Source organism: Sphingobacteriaceae bacterium GW460-11-11-14-LB5 (genome assembly GCA_002151545.1).
In the GTDB taxonomy this organism is placed as follows: Bacteria; Bacteroidota; Bacteroidia; order Sphingobacteriales; family Sphingobacteriaceae; genus Pedobacter.
Genome location: CP021237.1, coordinates 214076 through 238564 on the forward strand (window position 1 = coordinate 214076; position 24489 = coordinate 238564).

Here is a 24489-nt window from a genome sequence, read left to right on the forward strand (position 1 = left end):
ATCAATTTACCTTCTAAATAAAATAATATGAAGTCGAAACCTGCAACATTAAAGGAAATTGCTGATTTACTTGGTCTTTCTATCAGTACTGTTTCACGGTCCTTGATTGATCATCCAACCATTTCTCTGGTGACCAGAGAAAGAGTGAAAAAATTAGCAAAGAAGGTTAATTACAGGCCAAACCATTCGGCTCTTTCTTTTAGGTCGGGACGTACATTTACCATTGGACTTATCCTGCCTGATCTTTCCGAAACCTTTTTTTCTACGGCAATGACTGCTATAGAGGAAATGGCAATGGCCAATAATTATGCGGTTTTTGTAGCCCAGTCTATGAATAGTGAAGAACAAGAAATAGCCCTGGTAGAAAAAATGATTGATTTTAGGGTAGATGGCTTATTGATTGCGCTGGCAAAAGAAACGCAGACTTTTGGTCATTTTTCCAGGCTTAAAGATAATGGTATTCCAGTTGTGTTTTTCGATCGCGTTCCCCCTTATTTCAGCATCAATTCAGTATGTTGTAACATCGAATTAGCCACCCAGCAGGCGGTTGATTTTTTATTAAAGAAGGGGCACCGGCGAATAGGCATGATTAACGGACCCGAAAGCCTGCTTTCGAGTACGGAGCGTAAAAACGGTTATATCAAGGCGCTGGAAAGAGAGCAAATCTCTTTTGATCCGTCCCTGTATACAGAATGCGACCTAACAGAAAGTGGCACCGAAAAAGAAATGGATAGGCTTTTAGCAGTACCCGGCAGGCCAAGCGCAGTGCTTGCATTTAACGACTATGTGGCCATTTATGCAATCAGGAAACTTAGGGCACAACACATTACTGCTGCTGAAGCAATAGACTTTGTCAGTTTTTCAAACCTTTCCGTTTTACGGTTTATGGATTACAGACCCATTGCCACGGTTGAGCAATCACCAGCCCTGCAAGGCAAAACCGCAATGCAGATCTTAATGGACCTCGTCAATTCCAGGTACAATGGCTCGGTATCAGAACAGCGGTTCAGAAATGTTGTTCTTGAAGGAAAACTGGTGCTTGATCAATAATTTTACATTACCATCTTAAAAGAATTAAAGTTCTGATATGCATTGGTGCATGTTAGATTAAAAGCCCTGCAAATTAATTGCAGGGCTTTCTGTTTATCTACGTTGATTCTATTAAACACCATCATTAGTGCGCATTTCGGCCAAATTTTATTTTGTATGTTTAATAATATTTGTCAGACTTATTTATTTGTATTTTAAAATCAAAATCCGGTATAATTTGGTTAATAAACGGCCGTTTTTGTGTTTAGCATTTGTTAACTTCGGTTATGTTATTTTATAAATTATTGTAAGGATTTTTTTTCGTGTTTTATAACGGTGAAAATGAATTGGAGGTTTCTTAAACACTGAATGGCTTTTTAATGGCGTAAAAACAATTAAAAGCAGATAAATCTTGGTTTGGGGCTTAACAGAGGCGTTAGGCAAAATATGCTGTCGCATTAAATCATTCAATCTAACCATAAAACAAAAAGTAATGAAAACAAACAAAAAGATTTACCTGGGCGTATTCACAGCCATCCTACTCAGTATTTCAGTTATAAGTTGTAAAAAACAGGGCATCGAAAACAATGCTGAAACCGATGTGAAAAAGCTAGACAACATGCATGAGTTTAATTTCGGAGGAAATAAAATCCTGGTGAAAGAAGATAAGGGCATCTATTACCTTTCAGACGATGTTATCTTAACCGAACAACAATTTAACTTGTTGAAAGCCAATAACAATGCCGCAATGTCTTCCACAGCAAGGGCGTTAATTATGAATTCGCTGGTTAAACGCTGGACAAATTCCATCGTATATTACAGTCTGAGCAATCTGGGGGCAGATACCGCTTCTTCGCTAAAAGCCATGCAATATATCGCCAGGGTATCGCCACTTACTTTTGTACAAAGAACATCGCAAACAAATTATATCAATTTTGTTAAATCTACCGGGAACAGTTCTTCAGTAGGTATGGTTGGGGGTGCTCAAAACCTCAATTTATACAATTATAATACACCTGGCATTATCATTCATGAGCTGTTTCATGCACTGGGCGTAATGCACGAACAATGCAGAACCGATCAAAGCAGTAATGTAATTATCCATCCTGAAAACATTCCCGATGATAAAGAATTTAACTTTAATCAGGTGTCGGCTACCAGTTATACCAATCATGGTAACTTCGATTTCGAGTCGATTATGATGTATGAGCCTTATGCTTTTTCGAGCAATGGTCAGCCTACCATTACCAAACTCGATGGTTCTACTTATCAAACCAGTTATCCGGCAGCTAACATGTCGCCAACAGATATCGCAGGTATCAACCAGCTTTACACGGGCTTTACATACGTAGGTTTACCGGCAAATACCAGTTACGAAATTGCTTCAGCATTGGATAATACCAAATTGTTAAATGTACCTGGCAGCGCTACTGCTGATGGGACACAGGTAATTATTTACACCGATGGAAACTCTAATAACGCAAGATGGAGTGTAACCAAAAATGCTGATGGATATTACAGGCTATCACCTTTACATGCACCTACTAAAGCGCTTACGGTAGTAGGCAGTGCTACAGCAAACGGAACCAAATTAGAAATCAGGACCCACACTGGCGCCACTTCGCAACAGTTTAACATTACACCTGAGGCTAGCGGTTATTATATTATTTCGCCTCGTAATGCCCCTTCAAAAAATGTGGATGTTCCGGGCAGTGCTACCGCCAATGGTACATTACTTAATATCTGGAGTTACGGTGGTGCCAATAACCAAAAATTTAAGTTTAATACTTTCTAACAAGTCATCTCCATATATACCTGTTTCATCCTGCCCCCCTAAAGTTAATGCTTTGGCGGGGGCATTTTATTTTAAGCAGGAATTAACCTAAGATTAAATTTTAGTGATTTAAACCCCATCACCCTTCTAAATTGCTGATATAGCACATTAATAGATTCTAACTATTCCATTATAGAATTAAATGATTGTGATTAGTTATTTCAATTCTCTAAATTTATAATTATCCGGTCAATCTGTTAAAGGATCAGAATTTCACTAACAAAATAGTATACATATGGAAAAAGAATCGAACGATATTAGCAAGTGCCCGTTTCATAATGGCAGCATGAAAAGTAATGTAGGTGGTGGCGGTACCAGAAATGGCGACTGGTGGCCAAAGCAGTTAAAGTTGAGCATTTTACGCCAGCATTCTAATTTATCCAATCCAATGGATGGTGAATTTAATTATGCCGAAGCTTTTAAAAGTTTAGATTTAGCCGCCTTAAAAGCAGACCTACATGCACTGATGACCGATTCGCAAGATTGGTGGCCGGCAGATTTCGGTCACTATGGAGGTTTATTTATCCGCATGGCGTGGCACAGCGCCGGAACTTACCGGGTAGGGGATGGTCGTGGTGGTGCCGGTGCCGGATTACAACGTTTTGCACCGCTGAACAGCTGGCCAGACAATGTGAGCCTTGATAAAGCCCGCAGGTTACTTTGGCCAATTAAACAAAAATACGGGCGCAAAATTTCGTGGGCAGATTTAATGATTTTAACCGGGAATATCGCTTTAGAATCGATGGGTTTTAAAACCTTTGGTTTTGCCGGTGGGCGCGAGGATGTCTGGGAAGCAGATGAATCGGTATATTGGGGTTCAGAAACAACCTGGCTGGGTGGCGATCTTCGTTACGCACATGGTTCTGACGGCGCAAATAAGGCACATGGAGTAGTGGTTACTGATGATGATGCCGATGGCGATGTGCACTCCCGTAATTTAGAAAAACCATTGGCAGCAGTGCAGATGGGATTAATATATGTAAACCCTGAGGGACCGGATGGAAATCCAGATCCAATTCTTGCCGCTAAAGATATTCGCGATACTTTTGGCCGCATGGCGATGGATGATGAAGAAACGGTAGCATTAATTGCAGGCGGACACACCTTTGGTAAAACCCATGGTGCAGCTTCGGCCGATCATGTGGGCAAAGAGCCTGAGGCCGCTGGTATCGAAAGCCAGGGTTTTGGCTGGAACAATAGTTATGCTTCTGGTAAAGGTGCAGATGCCATTACGAGTGGATTAGAAGTAATCTGGACCACAACACCAACGCAATGGAGTAATAACTTTTTCGAAAACCTGTTTGGATTTGAATGGGAATTATCGAAAAGCCCTGCTGGTGCACATCAGTGGAAAGCTGTAAATGCAGAAGCCATTATTCCTGATGCATTTGATGGATCAAAAAAACACCTGCCAACCATGCTGACCACCGATCTTTCTTTAAGATTCGACCCGGCATATGAAAAAATATCAAGACGTTTCTTAGAAAACCCCGATCAGTTTGCTGATGCATTTGCAAGAGCGTGGTTTAAATTAACCCACCGCGATATGGGACCGCTGGCGCGTTACCTGGGACCAGATGTACCTCATGAAGAATTGCTTTGGCAGGATCCAATACCTGCGGTTAATCATGCATTGGTCAATGAAAGTGATATTGCCGCATTAAAAGCAAAAGTACTGGCTTCGGGATTGAGTGTGGCCGAACTGGTTTCTACCGCCTGGGCATCGGCTTCTACTTTCCGAGGTTCTGATAAACGTGGTGGTGCCAATGGTGCACGGATCCGTTTGGCTCCGCAAAAAGATTGGGCTGTTAACAATCCTCCGCAATTACAAAAAGTATTGGGCGTATTAGAAGGAATCCAACAAGAATTTAATGGAGCACAAGTTGATGGCAAAAAAGTTTCGCTTGCCGATTTAATTGTACTGGCGGGTGCTGCTGCAGTAGAAAAAGCTGCAGGGCATTCAGTTACCGTTCCTTTTGCACCAGGCCGAATGGATGCTTCGCAAGAACAAACCGATGTAGAATCTTTTGGTTATTTAGCGCCTGTTGTTGATGGTTTCCGTAACTACCGTAATTCAAAATCTCCGGTTCCTACAGAAGAATTCCTGATTGATAAAGCCCAGTTGCTTACTTTAACAGCACCTGAATTAACGGTGTTAATAGGCGGCTTACGTGCGCTCGATACCAATTTCGATGGTTCTAAAAATGGGATCTTGACTATAAGACCAGGTCAGCTGACCAACGACTTCTTTGTAAATCTATTAGATATGGAAACCGCATGGAAAGCCATTGCTGAAGATAAGGAACTTTACATTGGAAGCAGTCGTGCTACGGGTCAGCCAAAGTGGACCGCAACCCGTGCCGATCTGGTATTTGGTTCTAATTCAGAATTAAGAGCAATTGCAGAAGTATATGCCAGTGCAGATGCAGCAGGCAAATTCGTAAAAGACTTTGTGGCTGCATGGAATAAAGTAATGAATTTAGATCGTTTTGATTTGAATTAATTTTAAATACAACGCAACATTTAAAGGCACCGGAAATTTCGGTGCCTTTTGTTTGAAATGGGAATCGCAATTCTTAAAATATTCGATCATTAAATTAGCTTATACCTAGTAATTTACATTGTTCGTACTATTGTTTTATTGGGGTAATAACTTTATTTTCGTCTTACCAAACAAACTGACACAGCGCTCCATTTAATGAAGAAATTTCTTATTTCTATTTTAATCTGCATTCTGCATTTTAATTTATCCTATTCGTTTGCCCAAGTACCTGTAATCAATAGCTTTAATCCCAAAACAGGGCCAGTTGGTTCTGATGTTGAGATTTTGGGGACAGATTTTAACCCTAATGCTGGATCTAATACCGTTTTCTTTGGAGCAACGCAGGCGCAGGTTAAATCAGCAACAGCAGGCAAACTTATTGTTAGCATTCCTAGTGGGGCCAACAATAAGCCGATAACGGTCCTCAACCGATCAAACGGTCTTCTTGCGCAAACCAAAACTTCCTTTATGGTTACTTCACCGTTTAATGGGAGCATTACAGCCGATGATTTTTCGTCAGGACAAAATTTTACCACAGGGAATGCCCCGAAAAATTTTGCCATTGGAGATTTTGATGGCGATGGAAAACCTGATGTAGCAGTTACCAATACTGAGCAGGGAACCATTAATGTTTTTAGAAATACCTCAAATAAGAATGAAAACATTGCCTTTGAAATGCAGCAATCTTTGTGGCTTGCTTCAACAAATGTAATCGTTGCAGATTTAAATGGCGACGGAAAGCTTGATATCGTTGCTACCGGGCAATACAACATAAATATTTTTGTTTTTATCAATAGATCTGCCCCTGGCAATGTACGTTTTGATTCTTTGTCAAGTTTTAGAGCAGCAGGCGAATGCACCCACATCGATGTAGTTGATTTTGACGAGGACGGAAAACCTGATATTGTAGCTACAACAGTTGCATATTATAACAAAACAATATCTATCCTTAAAAATACTTCAATAAACGAAATATTGTCTTTTGATAGTTTTATGGATTTTAACGGGACAGACAATGGTTATTATTTAAGCTGTAAGGATTTTGATGGTGATGGAAAGGTCGATATATCAGTAAGCAACGGAGGCTCGGTAATTTTTCTCCGTAATACCTCCAGTATAGGTAAGATAAATTTTGCTGCCAAGGTTAGTTTTAAGGCCGAAGGCTGTTATGATGCAGGCGACATCGATGGGGATGGAAAGCCTGATTTTATTAGTGTAACAAGAGAGCCTGGTGTTGTTAGTATTTTCAAGAATAGTTCTTCAGCAGGTAATCTGAATTTTAGCTTGGCGAAATCTTTTTCTACTTCTCCTTATCCTAGTACTGTGTTTATTCAGGATGTTGATGGAGATGGTAAGAATGATTTTTTTACCTATGATGGTATTGGAAAGCCTCGGGTCTTTCGTAATATCAGTTCAACAGTTATCGATTTTGACCTAACGAGTGGAATAGTAATTGACGGTATTGATATTGCTGTTGCAGACATGAATGCAGATGGCGTAGCAGATATTTTAACTTCGAAATGGTCTTCGGGTGTAATTTGTGCTTATTTAAACGTTAGTCAACGGGTAGTTAATACTTCTGTCCCCAAAATCACTTCCTTTAGCCCTCTAGCTGCCTCTAAAGATGCTTCAGTGCAGATAAAAGGTTCCGGTTTTTCGGCCGTTGCCGCAAACAACGATATTTTTTTCGGATCAACAAAAGCTGTTGTAACCAAGGCAAGTGGCAATGAGCTTACCGTTAAGGTTCCGCAGGGAAGTGCTTACGAACAGATTTCTGTATTGAACAGGGAAAGCCTGAATACCGGAAGATCTGCTTTTCCGTTTACTTATTCTCCATTCTTATCAAAGAAAGCTATCTATAGCTCAGATTTTGACCCAGAATTCAAAATATCTGGACCACAGTATTTCAATAATTCAAAGTTTGCCGATCTGGATAATGATGGGAAACCTGATTTAATTGTCTCAAATTCTAATACAAACGGAAACGGCATTTCAATTTATCGCAACATAGCTAGCCCTGGCGCTTTAAATGCCAGTTCCTTTGCTTCCAAAATAGATCTTGGTGTTAACGGAAAGGTTTACTTTGTGAGTACAGGAGATGTTAATGGCGATGGCAAAATAGACCTTTTGTTAACTATTGATCATAGACTGTTGATTTTTATCAATACAACAACCAATGGAAACATTTCATTTGTCAATAAAATCAATTTGGAATACAATAGCTCGGCCGAGGAAGTTTTGGTGAATGATGTTGATGGTGATGGGAAGGCAGATCTAATAGCTGTGGGCTCGGGTTATATAGCAATGGTTTTTAAGAACACCTCCATTATGGGGCAAATCGAATCAATATCATTCGCAAGCCCAGTAACACTTTACAGTAAAACCCGTATACACGATCTTAGGTTAGGCGATATCGACGGCGATGGAAAGATTGATCTTACATTTCTAGAAGAATACGTTGGCAACATGCCAGCAGGTTTTGTGATCATGTTGAACAAGTCTGTACCAGGCAATATCAGTTTCGATTTAGGTACAAAAATTACCGTTTACAATAATAGCTTATGTTTTAATCTTATTGATATTGATGGGGATAACAGGTTGGATGCTGTGGTAGGATGTGGCTCTGGTTCGGGCTTTCTCCTGTTTGCCCAAAATGCATCCACACCTGGTAATGTGAGCTTTGGCGGCCTGATGGTAAAGCCTTTGGAAAACAGTCTTTCAAAAATTGATATAGCTGATATTGATGGCGATGGCAGACCAGACCTTGCTTTTGCAGATAATAGTAAGAATTTTGTGGCGATTTTCAGGAATGCTTCGGTGAATGGCACATTTGATAAGGATGTTTTCGGACAATTGGCTAAAATACCAGTTAGTGCTGAAAACCCAAAAATAGTGCTTGCAGATATCGATGGTGATGGCCGGGTCGATATCCTCACAACCGGTTATACTTCGCTGTCGTTTTTAAGAAACAATCCAAACCCCTTACAGGCACCGCCAACTATTACCTCCTTTTCGCCTTTAAATGCAAAAACGGGCGCTTTGGTAAGCATTACAGGTAAATTTTTAAGTAATGCCACAAATGTAAGTTTTGGCGGCAAGGCTGCCCTGAGTTTTAAGGTTGTTTCCGATAACCTGATCGAGGCCACTGTAGCCAATGGTTTGTCTGGTGTAATACGTGTGGTAACACCAGATGGTGCTGGAGAAATCGATGGTTTTAAATATGATGCGCCACCGGTTCTGTCCTCGTTTTCTCCCGTACTGGCATCAGCGGGCGAAACCATTACCATAACAGGGAGCAATTTAACAGGTACAACCGCTATAAGTTTTGGTGGAGCCCCGGTAAAATCATTTAACGTAATTTCCGATCAGAAAATAGAAGTTGTGCTGGCTGAGCATACAAACTCAGGTAGTATTATCATCACAACACCAAATGGAACTGGAGCGATTTCCGGTTTTAAATTCCCCTTACCCAATATTTCTATCGATGCAAAAAAATCTTTTTTAGCTGGAACAAAAATTACACCTATCGAAATCAAAAATTCTGGTGGGCGTATTCCAAATGCCCTTTACTCTGAAGTATCCACTCATGCAGGAAGTGGTAACGAAGGACTCATCAACGGTACTGGACTGGCCGCATTCTTCAATCTTCCAAGCTCAACTGCCACAGATAAAGATGGAAATGTATATGTAACAGATAGTAAGAACAATGTCATCAGAAAGATTACGCCTGCAGGGCTAACTTCAACTTATGCGGGGAACGGTAAAGCAGGATCGGCAAACGGTACAGGTCTATCTGCGAGCTTCAATTCACCAATGGGTATAGCCGTAGATCTTAACAACAATGTATATGTAAGTGACTATACCACCAGCCTGATCAGGAAGATATCTCCAAGTGGCGAAGTATCTATTTTAGCTGGCGGGGGAGCAAGCGGTGCTGATGGACAGGGAACTGCAGCTGGCTTTAATAATCCCGCTGGTATTGTAACCGATTTTAACGGAAATATATTTGTTTGCGACGTTTCTAATCATAAGATCAGAAAGATAACGCCGGAGGGTTTGGTAAGTACCGTTGCAGGTAGTGGTATTGGCAGTGCAGATGGCGTTGGAAATGCTGCAAGTTTTAATAGGCCATACGGAATTTCGACAGATGGAATGGGCAATTTTTATGTTGTCGAATATACTGGGAATCTTTTGCGTAAAGTTACCGAGAATGGGATTGTGAGCACGATCGCCGGAACAGGCAATAGTTTTGCTACACTTGATGGGCAGGGAAAAGATGCCCGCTTTAATCAGCCTGCAGGGGTTGTAGTAGATGGCGGCGGCAATATTTTTGTATCAGAGAATTATAATTTTATCAGAAAAGTAAGTCCTTCCGGTTATGTAACTACTATTGCCGGTAATGGTAAGCAGGGCAATCAGAATGGGATAGGTACATTGGCCATGTTTAAACTGCCCTATCAGATCAGCGCCAATGGTTTTGGCGATATTTTCGTGGCAGATATGTATAATCATCAGATTAAAAAGATAAGTACTGTGGGCTACCAGGTTACGCCTACATTGCCACAAGGTTTAGAACTCAATGTTGATGGAACCATAACAGGTACTCCAACAGAAGAGGCTACGCTAAAAGAATATACTGTTACAGCCTATAACGTTTCTGGATCCAGTTCTGCAAAAATTACGATAGAAGTAACCATTCCAGGCGCGCCCATTATAACAGCATTCAGTCCGTTAACTGCAAAAGATGGCGAAACAGTCAAGATTTCGGGAACTGGTTTTACCGGAGCAACAGAGCTCTCTTTAGGTGGCATTTCAGTTGCTTCATTTATTGTAGATTCTGATAGCCAGATTACTGCAATTGTAGGCATGGGCAGATCGGGTGATGTGAAAATTATTACTCCCGGAGGAGAAGTAAGTAAAACTGGTTTTGTTTATTCTGGTCCGTATATCGAATCGTTTATGCCACAGGCAGCTGCTTCCGGACAAAGTATTACCATATCCGGATCTGGATTTTTGGGAACAAACCAGGTAAGTTTCGGTGGAAGGGCAGCTGCCAGCTATAATGTAGAATCGGATACCAAAATAGTAGCTGTACTGGGCATTGGAGGAAGTGGTGATATTTTGGTTAAGAACAGTATCGGAACAGGCAGAAAAATGGGATTTCTTAAGATCAAAGCAACCCCGGTTACGATCAGCTATGAGAATAAACATATTTTTAATGTAAACCGTACCGTAAAAGTATTGCTCCTACGGTTCAGGGAGGTGTGGTACCCGAAGAGATATATACAAACGTAACGACCTACGCCGGAACCTTTGAGTATGGCGCTACTGATGGCCCTATAAGCCAGGCATCATTTTTTTACCCATCTTATATGGCCATCGATCAGGCTGATAATATTTATTTGGTTGCTGGCCAAACTTCAGCCATACGCAAAATTTCGGCAGATGGGGTAGTTAGTACCTTGGTACCAACTGCAGCACTCAGTTTTCTCGGAAGTTCATACGTTAGTGCAATTGCGATTGATGCCAGCGGAAATCTGTATGTTGCTGTAGGTAACGGACTGATGATAAAAAAAATCAGTCCATCTGGGATGGTTACCCATTTTGCCGGCAGCGGTAATGTTGGTTCTAATGATGGAAGTGCCAACGACGCGAGCTTTAATAACATCATGGGGCTGGTGGTCGATTCACATGGCGACGTATATGCAAGTGATAATGGGAATAATATGATCCGCAAAATTTCCCAGACAGGGGTTGTAACAACCTTTGCCGGTAGTCCTTTTGGAGGAACCAGGGACGGCAACATTTCGCAGGCGCAGTTTTTAGGCCCTGCGGGTTTAGTCATTGATCCAATAGGGAATATTATTGTTTCGGATAGCAAAAACAATCTGATCCGGAAAATTTCTACCACTGGTAACGTAACTACGCTTGCTGGTAACGGAACAGCTAGCTATGCCGATGGCTTAGGCAACGCCGCTGCATTTAATAGACCAAACGGTATATCGGTAGATGATTTAGGCAATGTTTATGTGGCAGATTTCCTGAACTACCGTATACGTAAAATAAGCCCTGCGGGGCAGGTTTCTACATTGGCTGGAATGGGCACCTTTACCTCAAAAAACGGCGTAGGCACTGCTGCGGGTGTATTGACGCCGATGGGTATTGTGGTCGATCAAAAAGGAAGTGTGATTTTCAGCGAATATAACGGTTCGATGTTAAAACGGATTTCGCTCAACGGTTACACTATCAGTCCGGCCTTACCGATAGGTTTAGTGCTTGATAGCAAAACCGGTATCATAAGCGGTACACCCACCAAAGAATCTGCTGCTGCAGATTATATTATTACTGCAAACAACCAGGGCGGGGCAGGTACCTCAATAATTAATATTGCGGTAACCGCATTCAATTTGCCAATGGACAATTTTGTTATAAAAGGTACCTCTTCTACCTGTCCCGGTGCCAACAGCGGTTCAATTGAAATTACCGCAAAAGAGAAATTGCCTTACCGCGTGGCCATCACAGGATACGGTCCAATAAGCGGCCAATTTAATGATCGTATTGTTTTTAATGATCTTCGCCGATTTATATATACCGTTTGTATTACCATTGATGGACAACCTGATTTTAAACGTTGTTTTACCATTGCTATCGATGAACCACCACCACTAACCGTATATTCTGCTATTAACAATGATAATAAAATAGTGAAACTCCAACTTGCGGGAGGTGAAAATTATCAGATTACACTTAATGATAAAACTTATAGTACGTCCCAGTCAACGTACAATCTTAAACTGGTAAATGGTATAAACAACTTAAAGGTACAAACAGATATGGCTTGTCAAGGCATTTATACTGATAAGATACTGATAAGTAATAAATTAATGGCTTATCCAAATCCCTTTAGTGATGAGTTAAATATATTACTGGAAGAAGCAGAAACTGGCAAAGCCAATATAGAGATAGTAGATGCCTCTGGAAAAAAGGTTTACAATAAACAACACGATATTAATTCAGGCACCACTACATTACAGCTTTCACAAATGGTGCCTGGGGTATACGTGGTAAAGGTTCGTTTGGCGGCAAAAACAACAATATTTAAAGTATGGAAAAAGTAAGAATAGTAGTAATAGTTTTGGTAATTGCCATTTTTGCTGGATGTGCTAAAAACCCTGGCGAGCCTGATGTTTTGCTTGGGAAGGCAAATTTACTTCTTCCTTTAAAAGATCAACCATGTTTAACCGGAACCAATATTACTGCCACAGAAAGTACTGTTGCCTTTAGTTGGCAGCCAGCAGAAAATGCAGAAGGTTATGATTTGATCATAAAAAATCTGCTTACCAATCAAGTTATTACAATGCGTACGGCTTCGGTATCGCAGAACATAAATTTATTATTGAATACACCATATTCTTGGCAGGTAAAATCATTGTCGACAAGATCAAGTGAAACACCATTAAGCGAGGTTTGGAAATTTTTTAATGCCGGTCCCGGTCAGATATCCTTTTCACCTTATCCTGCAGATATGATTTCGCCTTATATGAACCAAAAAATCACAGCTGTTAATGGAAAAGTAAACTTAAAATGGTCTGGAGCAGATCCCGATAAAGATATTGTGGGCTATAGTGTTTATTTCGGTACAATTGCCAATAACCTGAATACGATTATCGACAATAAGATGGTTACGGAAGCTTCTGATATCAGCGTAGTTCCGGGAAATGTGTATTATTGGAAAGTAATTACCAGAGATGCAAGAAGCAATATTTCAGATTCAGGTACAATAAGTTTTACAGTAAATTGATATCAGCTTTCTGATGGATATAAAATCTGGTTTTAAATTTGGTGTAGGACTAAAACATATAGAATAAACTTACCTGGGCTACATTATTCTTTAGGTTAGGGCTTATATTGCCAGTGGTTTTTGCGCCATGAGTATAAAACAGAATTTCTTCTTTCTGTTAAATTCCGAAAATTTATTAACTTTGTGTCATCCTAATGAACAATCTTTTTAATGTTTAGGAATTATGACAGCATATATCTACATATCTTCCCCTTCCCAAATTGCCTAATAGGCGATAAAATACTATAATTTGTTTTTATTTGATTGGCTGCCTCAAAGGTATTCAATTTGCTATTGCACAATGTTTTATTTTCCAATCAAGGGGTATATCCTTACTCAAGGACGAATTGAGACCCACATTCAAGTTAAAGGAAATTAAATGGAAGTCCGATGGACACACATGAACTGCCATGCAAGATTAGAAGCGCACGGCAGAAAAAGCGGTTGGTAAAAACAGATCGCGACAAACAACTTATCCGGCTGAGTAAAAGAAGATCGGAGCTTTGGATACAAAGGCGTGCACTGCCGATGGTACCTCTAGATAAACCCTATCAAAGAGGCTGGAAAAGATATTTTGTACTCAGAGCAGATATTGCATTTAGCGTAAGAGCAGAGTTTTATACCGCATTACTTGCTAAGATCAATACAGTTGAATACCACCACGATAAAACATTCCAACGAAAAAAACGCCGTAAAGGAAGGTATGGATATGAAATCAAAAAGCAATTGCTGCGCGAACTCTCGTCATATTTATGGGAGAGCAGCAATTTAGACCTTACTGAACAGGAAAAAGCTTGCTTTAGCCAAGTTGAAATGTACAATGTTAAAACACGTCAACAAGAAATTAGGTATGTTTTTAACGAACCGTGGCGGTATAAGTTAAAAATCGCACCCAATATGGTTACACATAAAAAATTATTGGATACCGATCTTGTAAGGGAATTGGATCTTATTGATAGCCATATCGAACGCAATAACTTAGAGGGGCGCATACATTTGTTAACTAATGGCCGGAAGAATAATTTTTGGCGGTATTACCAAGGGTTGGCTAAATACAATATGGTGAAGAAAATCCCGAAATACAGATCGAAGGAAGCATATTTGGAATTATATTTTTAAAATTTAATCAATATTTAAAACAAATCTCAAACTTATTTGTCTTTTAATTTCATTAGTTTGTTTGGTTTGGTCTTATCCGTGGATGCTGATAAGACAAAATAATTGGCCTCATAGAAATATGGGGCTTTCTCATTTCTTAACCCGGCATTAATGAAAAGTGTTAGTGGTTTGGTAACAGACATGATAAACATTGCAGTTTGTTTTACACCAGCTCATCATTATATTTGCAGCGTGAACAAAGTTATCCTTTTCTTACTGTTCCCCATATTGATCTTTAACACGTCTGTTCGTGAAGTTATAAAGGCACCCCAACTTATTGTACATTTTATCCAGCATCATGATATCGATGCACAGATCAGTTTTATCGATTTTTTGCAGATGCATTATTTTGGACAGGATCTGAATGATAATGACGAAGAAGAGGATATGAAACTGCCGTTTAAAAAAATAGATGGCCACCATATCATCTCAATTGGTGTGCCGGCAGAAAAGTTTATTTTATTAAAAGCGGTGTGTCTGAGTCTTTTAGATGATTTTGCTTTCAGCTACCAGCGTATGCACCACAATCCTACATTCGGAAGCCTTTTCCGTCCGCCGATTCTTTCGGTTTAATCCCTACCTATTTTTATGCTAGTTTTTCCCTTGCCCTTTTTAAAACGGCTTTATGGGATAATATGTCGATCCTTTTAAAATAATTATCATGTTGAATAAGATCATTGGCTTTTCCGTTAGGAATAAGCTGATTATTGCTTTATTCGTGCTCTCGCTTGTAGGCTGGGGCGCATATGAAGTTACCAAATTACCTATTGATGCCCTTCCCGATATTACCGATAACCAGGTACAGGTCATCACCGTTTCGCCTTCATTGGGCGCGCCGGATATTGAACGTCTAATTACTTTTCCTATAGAACAATCCTGTAGCAGTATTTCAGGATTAAAACAGATCCGAAGTTTTTCACGCTTTGGACTTTCACTCGTTACTATTGTCTTTAACGAAGAAACTGATGTGTATTGGGCACGGCAACAGATTGCCGAACGCCTGCAACAGGTTCAACAGGAAATTCCGCAGGGTATTGGGTCGCCGGTAATGGCGCCTGTTTCAACCGGTTTGGGCGAAATTTACCAATACGTAGTAAGGCCCAGGAAAGGTTATGAAGGTAAGTATGATGCACAGGCACTCCGTACCGTTCAAGACTGGATTGTAAGAAGACAGCTTTTGGGAACACCCGGTGTTGCTGAGGTTTCTAGCTTTGGCGGACGGTTGAAACAGTACGAAGTGGCTGTAAAACAAGATCAGCTTAAGGCCTATGGATTAACTATTGCAGAGATCTTTGATGCCCTGGAGAAAAATAATGAGAATACCGGAGGGGCGTATATTGAAAAAGGCCCGACTGTGCTCTACATCAGGAGCGAAGGACTGACGACAAGTTTGGCTGATATTGAGAAAATTGTAGTGAAAACCCTTGATAACGGAATGCCCGTGCTGATGGGGCAGGTAGCCAAAGTACAATACGGCTCGGCAATACGTTATGGCGCAATGACTTATAACGCACAGGGTGAAGTGGCAGGCGCTGTAGTCATGATGCTGAAGGGCGAAAATTCTTCGGTTGTAGTAAAAAGAGTAAAGGATAAGATAGCCGAGATCCAAAAAATGGTGCCCGAAGGTGTGGTGGTAGAGCCTTTTCTCGATCGGACCAAGATGGTAGATAATGCCATTAGTACAGTGGAAACCAATTTAATGGAAGGTGCACTGATTGTAATATTTGTTCTGGTTTTTTTTCTAGGCAATCTGCGTGCTGGGCTGATCGTTTCGTCGGTCATCCCACTATCCATGCTGTTTGCCATTATACTGATGAACACCTTTGGGGTTGGCGGCAATTTAATGTCGCTTGGTGCTATTGATTTTGGGCTCATTGTTGATGGATCGGTTATCGTTGTGGAAGCTATTCTCCACCGGTTTTCGCACAGCAAACATTTCAGAACCCTTAACCGGATCGATCAGAACCAGATGGATGCAGAGGTTGAAAAATCAACTGGCTCAATGATCAAATCGGCCGTATTCAGTCAGATCATTATCCTCATTGTATATCTGCCTATTTTATCATTGGAAGGCATTGAGGGCAAAATGTTTAAGCCTATGGCCTGGACCATTGCTTTCGCTATTCTCGGTGCTTTTATACTCTCGATTACCTATGTACCCATGATGTCTGCATTGTGCCTGAACAAAGTAATCAGCCACAAAAAAAATCTAACCGATAAATTAATGGCATGGATAGAACGCCGGTATCAGCCTGTACTGGGTAAGGTGCTTTATTTCCCCAAAACCATATTGGCCGTTACCTTATCCCTTTTCGCCATTTCTGTTTTCATTATGGGCACACTGGGTGGAGAATTTATCCCACAGTTAGAAGAAGGCGATTTTGCAGTAGAAACACGTTTATTAACCGGGAGTAACCTGAACAATACCATCGAGACTACCCAGAAAGCTTCGAAAATTCTATTGGAAAAATTTCCTGAGGTACAGAAAATAGTGACCAAAATTGGAAGTGCTGAAGTGCCAACAGACCCTATGCCTTTCGAGGCCGGAGACATGATGGTTATTCTAAAACCTAAAAAAGAATGGACATCGGCCAAATCTTTCCCAGAACTCAGTGCAAAAATGACCGAAGCAGTGGAAGTTATCCCCGGGATTACCGTTGGCTTCCAATTCCCTGTGCAAATGCGTTTTAATGAACTGATGACCGGTGCACGGCAGGATGTAGTGTGTAAGATTTTTGGTGAAGACCTCGATTCGCTGGCCATTTATGCAAAGCGGCTGGGCGCTATTATCGGTACGGTAAACGGTGCCATTAATGTTTACGAAGAACAGGTTACCGGAATGCCCCAGGTGGTTATTAAGTACAACCGTGATGGAATGGCCAAATATGGTATAAATGTAGGCGATGTAAACCGTGTAGTAAATACGGCCTTTGCCGGACAGATTGCCGGGCAGGTGTATGAAGGCGAAAAAAGATTCGATATGGTAGTGCGGTTGGATGAAGCCGCCAGAAAGGATATGCGTGATGTAGAAAATCTGATGGTACTCACCAAATCAGGTAACCAGGTTCCCTTAAGTATGGTTGCCAATATCGAAGAAGTAGAAGGCGTAAACCAGATTCAAAGAGAAAATACCAAAAGAAGAATTATTGTCGGCTTTAATGTTAAGGACAGAGATGTGCAGTCTATTGTTGAGGAACTACAGCAAAAAGCCGGGCAAAAATTAAACCTCTCTAAAGGCTACACCATATCTTATGGCGGCTCTTTCGAAAATATGACGGCCGCTAAATCACGTCTGGCCATTGTGGTACCCATTGCACTGTTACTGATCTTTTTACTTTTATATTTCGCCTTCAGTTCAGTAAAGCAGGGTTTATTGATCTACACTGCTATCCCCTTGTCTGCCATTGGCGGAATACTTGCCCTTTGGATCAGGGATCTGCCTTTTAGCATCTCTGCCGGGGTAGGCTTTATTGCACTGTTCGGGGTTGCTGTACTAAACGGGATTTTACTTGTTACAGAGTTTAACCGTTTAAAAAAAGAAGGCTGGACTGATGTTAAACGCATTGTAATACATGCCACCAAATCAAAACTCCGTGCGGTGTTAATGACGGCCCTGGTTCCTTCCCTGGGCTTTATCCCGATGGCCATTAGCACTGGTGCCGGAGGCGCAGTACAAAAACCCCTGGCTACAGTTGTAATCGGAGGACTACTGGTTTCTACCCTGTTAACTTTGTTTGTTTTACCCATGTTGTATATATTATTCGAAAAAGGTTTCAGTTATTTCCGTCAGCAAAGAAAATTGGCCGTTATCGCCATTTTTATAATTATTGGTTTGCAAAATGCCAATGCCCAGCAGCAGATCAGTCTTAAATCAGCACTAGATACTGCAATGAAAAACAATGTGTTGCTACACATAGCAAAAACTGAAGTGCAATATTATCAGCAGCTCGTTAAAACCACTTTCGATGTACCTAAAACCGCGGTAAGTTTCGACTATGGCAAGTTCAACAGTCTTGCAAACGACAATAAGGTTTCTGTGGTGCAAAGTTTAGATTTCCCTACGGTTTATGCCAGGCAGCATGCGGTACATAAAATCAATGTAAAAATCAGCGAAGAACAGGTAAATGGAAAAAAACTTGACCTTAAAACGGAGATAAAGTCTGCTTATTACAATCTTATTTTATTGAAAGAAAAACGTAAACTGTTAATCTGGGCCGACAGTGTGTATAGTGCTTTTCTGAATAAATCTTCCCAGCGCTTTAAATCGGGCGATGTGGATGTGCTGGAACTGCGAACGGCCGAAAACCAAAAACAACAGATCGCCAATCAGCTCGAAGTATTGAAAACGGATTATGCACAAAACCTCAACCACTTTAGGTTTTTGCTGGATAGTAAAAGTTTGTTAGAACCTGCAACAGACAGTGCCATTTATCACGCAAATTTCTTGTTAAAAGCTGAGACAGATAACAGTCCTGCAATTAAACTGAGCGAAGCCCAGCTGGAACTTGCCCAAAAACAAAAAGCACTCGAAAAAAGCAAACTTATGCCATCATTAAATTTTGGCTACAACAATTCAAGTATTGTGGGTTGGCAGAGCAATAATGCAGGCGCTGAGCAGTATTTTGATAAGAGCAAGCGGTTTTCATCGGTTAGTGTAGGTGTGGGAATTCCTATATTTTTTGGGGCGCAGCAGTCGCGGATCAAAGCTTCGGAAATTTTAATACAGCAGAAACAGCGGGAACTGGAGCTGACTAAAAAGTCCCTAGATAACGAACTGGAAAATGCCAGGGAACGTTACCAGCAGCTGGAACGGTTGATCGGATCTTATCAAAAGGTTTCACTGGCCAATGCAGGCGACATTATCAGATCAGCTACAGCAAAACTTAATGCAGGTGAAATTGCTTATCTCGATTGGGTGATCCTGATCAACCAATCGATACAGTTAAAGGCAGAATATTATGATAAAGTGCAACAGTTTAATGAAGCGGCATTTGCAATTGAAAGAATTACAGCAACAGACAAATAAGATATAATGAAAAATAAACTGATAAGTGGATTGATGTGCATCGCTATTTTGATCGCATGTGGTAGCCCGGAAAAAAATGAAAAGGCAGCAGAAACTCCAAAAAACCTAAATACGGATGAGGTGCAGTTGAGTGCCGAACAGGTGAAAAATGCAGATATCCAACTCGGAAAGCTGACAGAAAAAGTACTGCGTAATACCATTAATGTAAACGGGGTGGTGGATGTGCCACCAGAAAATACCTACTCGGTAAGTGTACCAATGGGTGGATACATTAAAAAAATGACACTCATTCCCGGTATGATGGTTAAAAAAGGGAGTTTGCTGGCTATTGTCGAAGATCAGCAGTACATCCAGTTACAGCAGGATTACCTCACTTCAAAAAACAAGCTGAAGTTTAGTTCGGCAGATTATACCAGGCAAAAGGGATTAAACCAGACCAAGGCCACCAGCGATAAAATCTTTCAGCAGGCCGAAAGTGAGTTCAACAATCAAAAGGTATTGGTTAAATCGCTTGCAGAAAAATTAAGGCTCATAGGAATTAATCCCCTAACCTTAAACGAAGATAATATCAGCCGGAGTATCCGGATTAATGCCCCCATCAGTGGCTATGTAACCAAGGTAAACGTAAATACAGGTAAATATGTAAATTCTGCAGATATTCTGTTTGAACTGATCAGTCCGGACGCATTGCATGCCAACCTTACTGTGTTCGAAAGGGATGCTGCACAACTAAAAATTGGTCAGGAGATTTTGTGTACAACTACCGCAAATCCAGATCAGAAATATGTGGCCAAAATCCACCTCATTACACCAAATATCGAAGACGACCGCACTACCAGTGTGCATTGCGACCTGAAAAATGGAGATAGCAAATTATTGCCTGGAACATTTTTAAATGCCGTTATTTCGGTTTCCAGCGCAGCTGTACAAGCTGTACCGGAAGATGCTGTCGTGAAATGGGAAAATAAACATTATGTTTTTGCAGATCTTGGCCGTAACCACTATAAAATGATCCCTGTTGAGATTGGTACCAGCCTTGATGGGTTTACAGCAATACATTCGAAATCCAAACTGGATAATATCGTGGTTAAAAATGCTTATGCCATTTTGATGAAAATGAAAAATAGTGGAGAAGAATAAGGCTGATTAGGCAATAGATACCATTCATGATACATAAAACTACCGGGTTTTCACTGATAAACAGCTGAAAGCCCGGTTTGCTATTCAGAATTTAGGTGGATGATTTTCATTCGGTCAAGCATTTTTCATCCCAGCAACAATTAAGCCTTTTCTAAACCTGCAGTACAAATATAATCCAGATAAAAAAGCAGGTTCCACCTGAAAAAAAGTTAAAAATTCTGATTAATTCTGGTGTTTTATATTTAAGTAATTGATAGATAGGTCGTTTATAACGATTTTATGCGGCTTGTTTTTAAATATTAATTCAAAAAAAATATTCCCTGTAAAAGTAATCATACTGTAATCGGATTTATACGATTAAGTATTTCTAATCATCAAAATATTATTCTTGATTTTGTGATAAAATATTTAATATTGAGTTGATAAATCGTTTTATCAACAACCGAATATGATGATGAGCTTAGGTGCATTTATGCCTTATGGTGTAGTATATGTCTGTGTAGTTTATTTGCGTGTAGTTTTTAACCAATTTAAAAATACGATCTCCCATCACGCAATGGCCTTTAACCCCAAGCCTTCTGATTAACATGATTATTTGCCGTCAATTGTTTTTTATTGAATAATTGATAAAACGTTTTAGCTTCTAGCAGTTGAATTATATTATTAACTAACCATTTACTAAACCTAAAACCGATGAAAATCAATCTACTAAAGATTTCAGGGCTTACCGTGCTTTTTTTGCTCAATAGCCCTGTTTTTTCGATGAATCTGGTTGCTGAAAAATCCGAAGGGTTTTCCAAGCTAAGTATGCCTTTAGTGCATATCCAAAACCGAAAAATAATTACAGGAACCGTATCAGACGAAAAAAACATGCCTATTCCAGGAGTGGGCATCAAAAACATTTCTTCAGGTAAAACTGCTGTAACTGATGAAGCTGGTAAATTCAGCATTGAGGCCAACCCAAACGATGTGATCCGCTTTTCTTATGTGGGCTATCAAAATAAAGATGTTACGGTAGGCAATGAAGCCAATATTAGCGTTAAAATGGTACCTGCCGAGGCCAATAAGTTAGATGAAGTAGTGGTAATTGGTTATGGATCCGTGAAAAAAACAGATCTTACCGGTTCTGTTGGTGTGGTAAAAGCCAGCGAACTACAGGAACGCCCCTCTTCATCGTTAAACCAGGCATTAGCTGGCCGTATTTCCGGTGTACAGGTAAATACCAACTCGGGTAGGCCAGGCGGTCAGACCAACATTAAAATCCGTGGATTTAGCTCCATCAACACGAGTAACAATCCGCTTTATGTGGTAGATGGTGTGGCTTTGCCAGTGGGGTCGCAAACGCAGAACAGTAACGCTATCGATTACATTAACCCCAGCGATATCGCTTCAGTAGAAGTGTTAAAGGATGCTTCTTCGACCGCCATATACGGCGCAAGGGGAGCCAACGGCGTAATTTTAATCACCACCAAAAAAGGATCTGCTAATGCACAGCGCATTACCTATGATGCAGATTTTGGCGTAAATACGCTTGCCGCACACCATGTGAAGATGCTTGATGCGTTCGAGTATGTTAAAGTGCAGGACCTGGCTTACGAGAACATTAAAGTTTACGATCCGGTAGGATGGGCAGCAGGAAATTATGCATCTACACCTGTTCCAAAAGCATCGAGAATAGCTTTACCTCAGTTTTTCGATGGCAATGGAAACCCATTATATAACACCGATTGGTTAAAAGAATCTACACAGAACAAACTTTCGCAAAATCACCAGCTGGGTTTTACAGGTGGAAACGAAAATAGCACCTACGGCGTTTTTGCAGGTTATCGCGATGACCAGGGACTTTTATTGAACTCTTATTTAAAACGTTATTCGGGCAGATTTAATTTCGATAGCAAAATTAAGCCCTGGTTAAAAGTTGGCGGTAATTTGAGCTACAATAACCAGGATGAAAACATAGTTGATCAGGGAACAGGTGGTTTAAACTCAGTCCGCATGATTACCGAAGCATTTCCTTTTCTCCCGATTAAACTGGCAGATGGCAAGTGGGGCGATAATAAACTGATTCCTTGGGCAGAAGGAGGCTCCAATCCGGTGCATATCTTAACCGATCAAAAATATGGAATGATCACGCAAACTGCTTTGGGAAGCATTTATTCTACCATTAGCTTTAATAAAGATTTAGAGTTTCGTACCCAGTTAGGGGCTAATGTTGTAAGCCGTAACATTAACGAGTACAATGCCAAACAATTATACGGCATATCTGACGGGCAGAACGGTACAGCAAATGTGACCAATGACCGTGAAACTTTCTGGTCGCTAGAAAATTATTTAACCTATAACAAACGTTTTGCCGAATCGCATGCCATTAATGCCTTATTGGGTATCTCCTGGCAGGCCACCAGTTTCTTCAGCAATACCAGTCATGCGGAGAATTTTGTAACCGATTTTTACGGGAACAATAATATGGGCTCTGGGAGTAAATCGATTACGGTGGGCTCCAGCCGCAACAGATCGGCTTTTAACTCTTATTTTGGAAGATTAAACTATGCCTTTAAAGATAAATACCTGGTGACTTTTACGGGTAGGGTTGATGGATCGTCCAAATTCGGAGAGAACCATAAATTCGCCTTTTTCCCTTCGGCAGCACTGGCCTGGAAAGCTTCAGATGAAGATTTTCTGAAAGGGAACAAAACCATTTCAAACTTAAAACTAAGAACCAGTTACGGTTTAAGTGGTAATTCAGAACTTCCTGCTTATCAGTCTTTAGCCACACTGGTTAATAACTCTGCCATTATTAATGATGGTAAGGTAACCGGTATTGGTATAGGTCGTTTAGCAAATCCTGATCTGGTTTGGGAAAAAACAGCACAGGTTGATGCTGGTTTAGAACTGGGTTTGTTTAACAACCGGATTAATTTAGAGGCTGATCTTTATTACAGAAAAACAACCGATATGTTATTGGATGCTCCTGTACCACGTACCACAGGATACTCAGTAATCAGAAAAAATATCGGGTCTATGCAGAACAAAGGTTTGGATCTGGGTATCAATACCGTTAACATTCAAACTGACGATTTTACCTGGAAAACCAGCTTTAACATCTCCCTTAACCGCAATAAGGTACTTTCTTTGGCTACGCCTGACGATATTTTTGGTGTGGGTAATCCAAATTTCACCAACCAAACGGGTATTATCAGGGTAGGTGAGCCTGTGGGCTCATTCTGGGGACTGGTGCGTTTAGGAACCTGGAGCGAAGCCGAAAGGGCAGAAGCAGCTAAATATGTAAGTTACCGTGGCGGTAAAACTTTGCTTCCGGGCGATATTAAATATTTGGACGTAAACGGCGACCATGCCATTACAGATGCCGACCGTCAGATTATTGGTAACGGAACGCCAAAAGGCTGGGGATCGTTTGGCAACTCATTCCGCTATAAAAATTTAGAGCTGATTGTAGAGCTCCAATACTCTTATGGTAATGATGTGTTGAATATGACCCATCACTCCGGTGAAGACAGACAGGTACAGGCCAATAGTTTTGCCAGCGTATTAAATGCCTGGACTCCTCAGAATCAAAATACACCGATTGCCGCCATCAGGGATCAATCTGCCGGATATGTAACCAACGTGGATACCCACTGGTTAGAAGACGGTTCTTTCATCCGTGGTAAAAATCTTTTACTCGGTTATACTTTTGATAAAACACTTGTCGAAAAATTACGCTTAAGCAAACTCCGCGTTTATGCATCTGTTCAGAATTTCTTCCTGGCCACCAAGTATACCGGTAACGACCCTGAGGTAACCACTTATGGAAATGCATTTGCACAAGGCCAAACATTTTTCGATTATCCAAAGCCCACTACTTTCATGGTAGGCTTAAACATTGGATTATAAACATTAACTAAAGAAAGGATATCAAA

12 protein-coding genes are annotated in these 24489 nt (G+C 40.6%); 11 read left to right on the forward strand and 1 reads right to left on the reverse strand.

Going from position 1 to position 24489, the window contains the following annotated elements; genetic code table 11:
- Nucleotides 1-27: 27 nt before the first annotated feature.
- From CA265_00890 to CA265_00935, 10 genes are all read left to right on the forward strand, one after another.
- Nucleotides 28-1050, forward strand: a complete 1023-nt coding sequence (locus CA265_00890; protein ID ARS38319.1) for a LacI family transcriptional regulator — start codon at nt 28-30, stop codon at nt 1048-1050.
- 472 nt (nt 1051-1522) lie between these two features.
- Nucleotides 1523-2824 carry a hypothetical protein gene (locus tag CA265_00895; protein ID ARS38320.1) on the forward strand — a complete coding sequence of 434 codons (1302 nt, stop codon included), beginning with the start codon at nt 1523-1525 and terminating at the stop codon, nt 2822-2824.
- Nucleotides 2825-3098: 274 nt separating this feature from the next.
- Complete coding sequence (locus CA265_00900) at nt 3099-5366, forward strand: catalase/peroxidase HPI (protein ID ARS38321.1); 2268 nt, start codon at nt 3099-3101, stop codon at nt 5364-5366.
- A gap of 195 nt (nt 5367-5561) precedes the next feature.
- Nucleotides 5562-10700, forward strand: coding sequence for a hypothetical protein (locus CA265_00905; protein ID ARS38322.1), 5139 nt, complete (start codon nt 5562-5564; stop codon nt 10698-10700).
- A complete protein-coding gene (locus tag CA265_00910) occupies nt 10670-12523 on the forward strand; it encodes a hypothetical protein (GenBank protein ARS38323.1) in 1854 nt (617 codons plus the stop codon). Before CA265_00905 ends, CA265_00910 begins: the two co-directional genes overlap by 31 nt.
- Complete coding sequence (locus tag CA265_00915) at nt 12511-13206, forward strand: hypothetical protein (GenBank protein ARS38324.1); 696 nt, start codon at nt 12511-12513, stop codon at nt 13204-13206. Before CA265_00910 ends, CA265_00915 begins: the two co-directional genes overlap by 13 nt.
- A 429-nt stretch (nt 13207-13635) precedes the next feature.
- Nucleotides 13636-14364 (forward strand): hypothetical protein, encoded by a 729-nt coding sequence (locus CA265_00920; GenBank protein ID ARS38325.1) that lies wholly within the window; start codon nt 13636-13638, stop codon nt 14362-14364.
- Nucleotides 14365-14514: 150 nt separating this feature from the next.
- On the forward strand, nt 14515-14976 hold the full coding sequence (locus CA265_00925) for a hypothetical protein (protein ARS38326.1): 462 nt from the start codon (nt 14515-14517) through the stop codon (nt 14974-14976).
- Nucleotides 14977-15064: 88 nt separating this feature from the next.
- Complete coding sequence (locus tag CA265_00930) at nt 15065-19429, forward strand: CusA/CzcA family heavy metal efflux RND transporter (GenBank protein ID ARS38327.1); 4365 nt, start codon at nt 15065-15067, stop codon at nt 19427-19429.
- Nucleotides 19430-19435: 6 nt separating this feature from the next.
- Nucleotides 19436-20569, forward strand: a complete 1134-nt coding sequence (locus tag CA265_00935) for a hypothetical protein (GenBank protein ARS38328.1) — start codon at nt 19436-19438, stop codon at nt 20567-20569.
- Nucleotides 20570-21132: 563 nt separating this feature from the next.
- On the opposite strand, the gene CA265_00940 is transcribed toward CA265_00935, so the two are convergent.
- A complete protein-coding gene (locus tag CA265_00940; GenBank protein ID ARS38329.1) occupies nt 21133-21369 on the reverse strand; it encodes a hypothetical protein in 237 nt (78 codons plus the stop codon).
- On the opposite strand from CA265_00940, the gene CA265_00945 reads away from it, so the two are divergent.
- On the forward strand, nt 21332-24463 hold the full coding sequence (locus CA265_00945) for a SusC/RagA family TonB-linked outer membrane protein (GenBank protein ARS38330.1): 3132 nt from the start codon (nt 21332-21334) through the stop codon (nt 24461-24463). The genes CA265_00940 and CA265_00945 overlap by 38 nt on opposite strands.
- Nucleotides 24464-24489: the final 26 nt, after the last annotated feature.

What these genes read in the sequence shown, in the direction of transcription:
- CA265_00890 (ARS38319.1), top strand. Translation starts at nt 28, where the DNA reads ATGAAGTCGAAACCTGCAACATTAAAGGAAATTGCTGATTTACTTGGT.
- CA265_00895 (ARS38320.1), top strand. Translation starts at nt 1,523, where the DNA reads ATGAAAACAAACAAAAAGATTTACCTGGGCGTATTCACAGCCATCCTA.
- CA265_00900 (ARS38321.1), top strand. Translation starts at nt 3,099, where the DNA reads ATGGAAAAAGAATCGAACGATATTAGCAAGTGCCCGTTTCATAATGGC.
- CA265_00905 (ARS38322.1), top strand. Translation starts at nt 5,562, where the DNA reads ATGAAGAAATTTCTTATTTCTATTTTAATCTGCATTCTGCATTTTAAT.
- CA265_00915 (ARS38324.1), top strand. Translation starts at nt 12,511, where the DNA reads ATGGAAAAAGTAAGAATAGTAGTAATAGTTTTGGTAATTGCCATTTTT.
- CA265_00920 (ARS38325.1), top strand. Translation starts at nt 13,636, where the DNA reads ATGGACACACATGAACTGCCATGCAAGATTAGAAGCGCACGGCAGAAA.
- CA265_00925 (ARS38326.1), top strand. Translation starts at nt 14,515, where the DNA reads ATGAAAAGTGTTAGTGGTTTGGTAACAGACATGATAAACATTGCAGTT.
- CA265_00930 (ARS38327.1), top strand. Translation starts at nt 15,065, where the DNA reads ATGTTGAATAAGATCATTGGCTTTTCCGTTAGGAATAAGCTGATTATT.
- CA265_00935 (ARS38328.1), top strand. Translation starts at nt 19,436, where the DNA reads ATGAAAAATAAACTGATAAGTGGATTGATGTGCATCGCTATTTTGATC.
- CA265_00945 (ARS38330.1), top strand. Translation starts at nt 21,332, where the DNA reads ATGAATCTGGTTGCTGAAAAATCCGAAGGGTTTTCCAAGCTAAGTATG.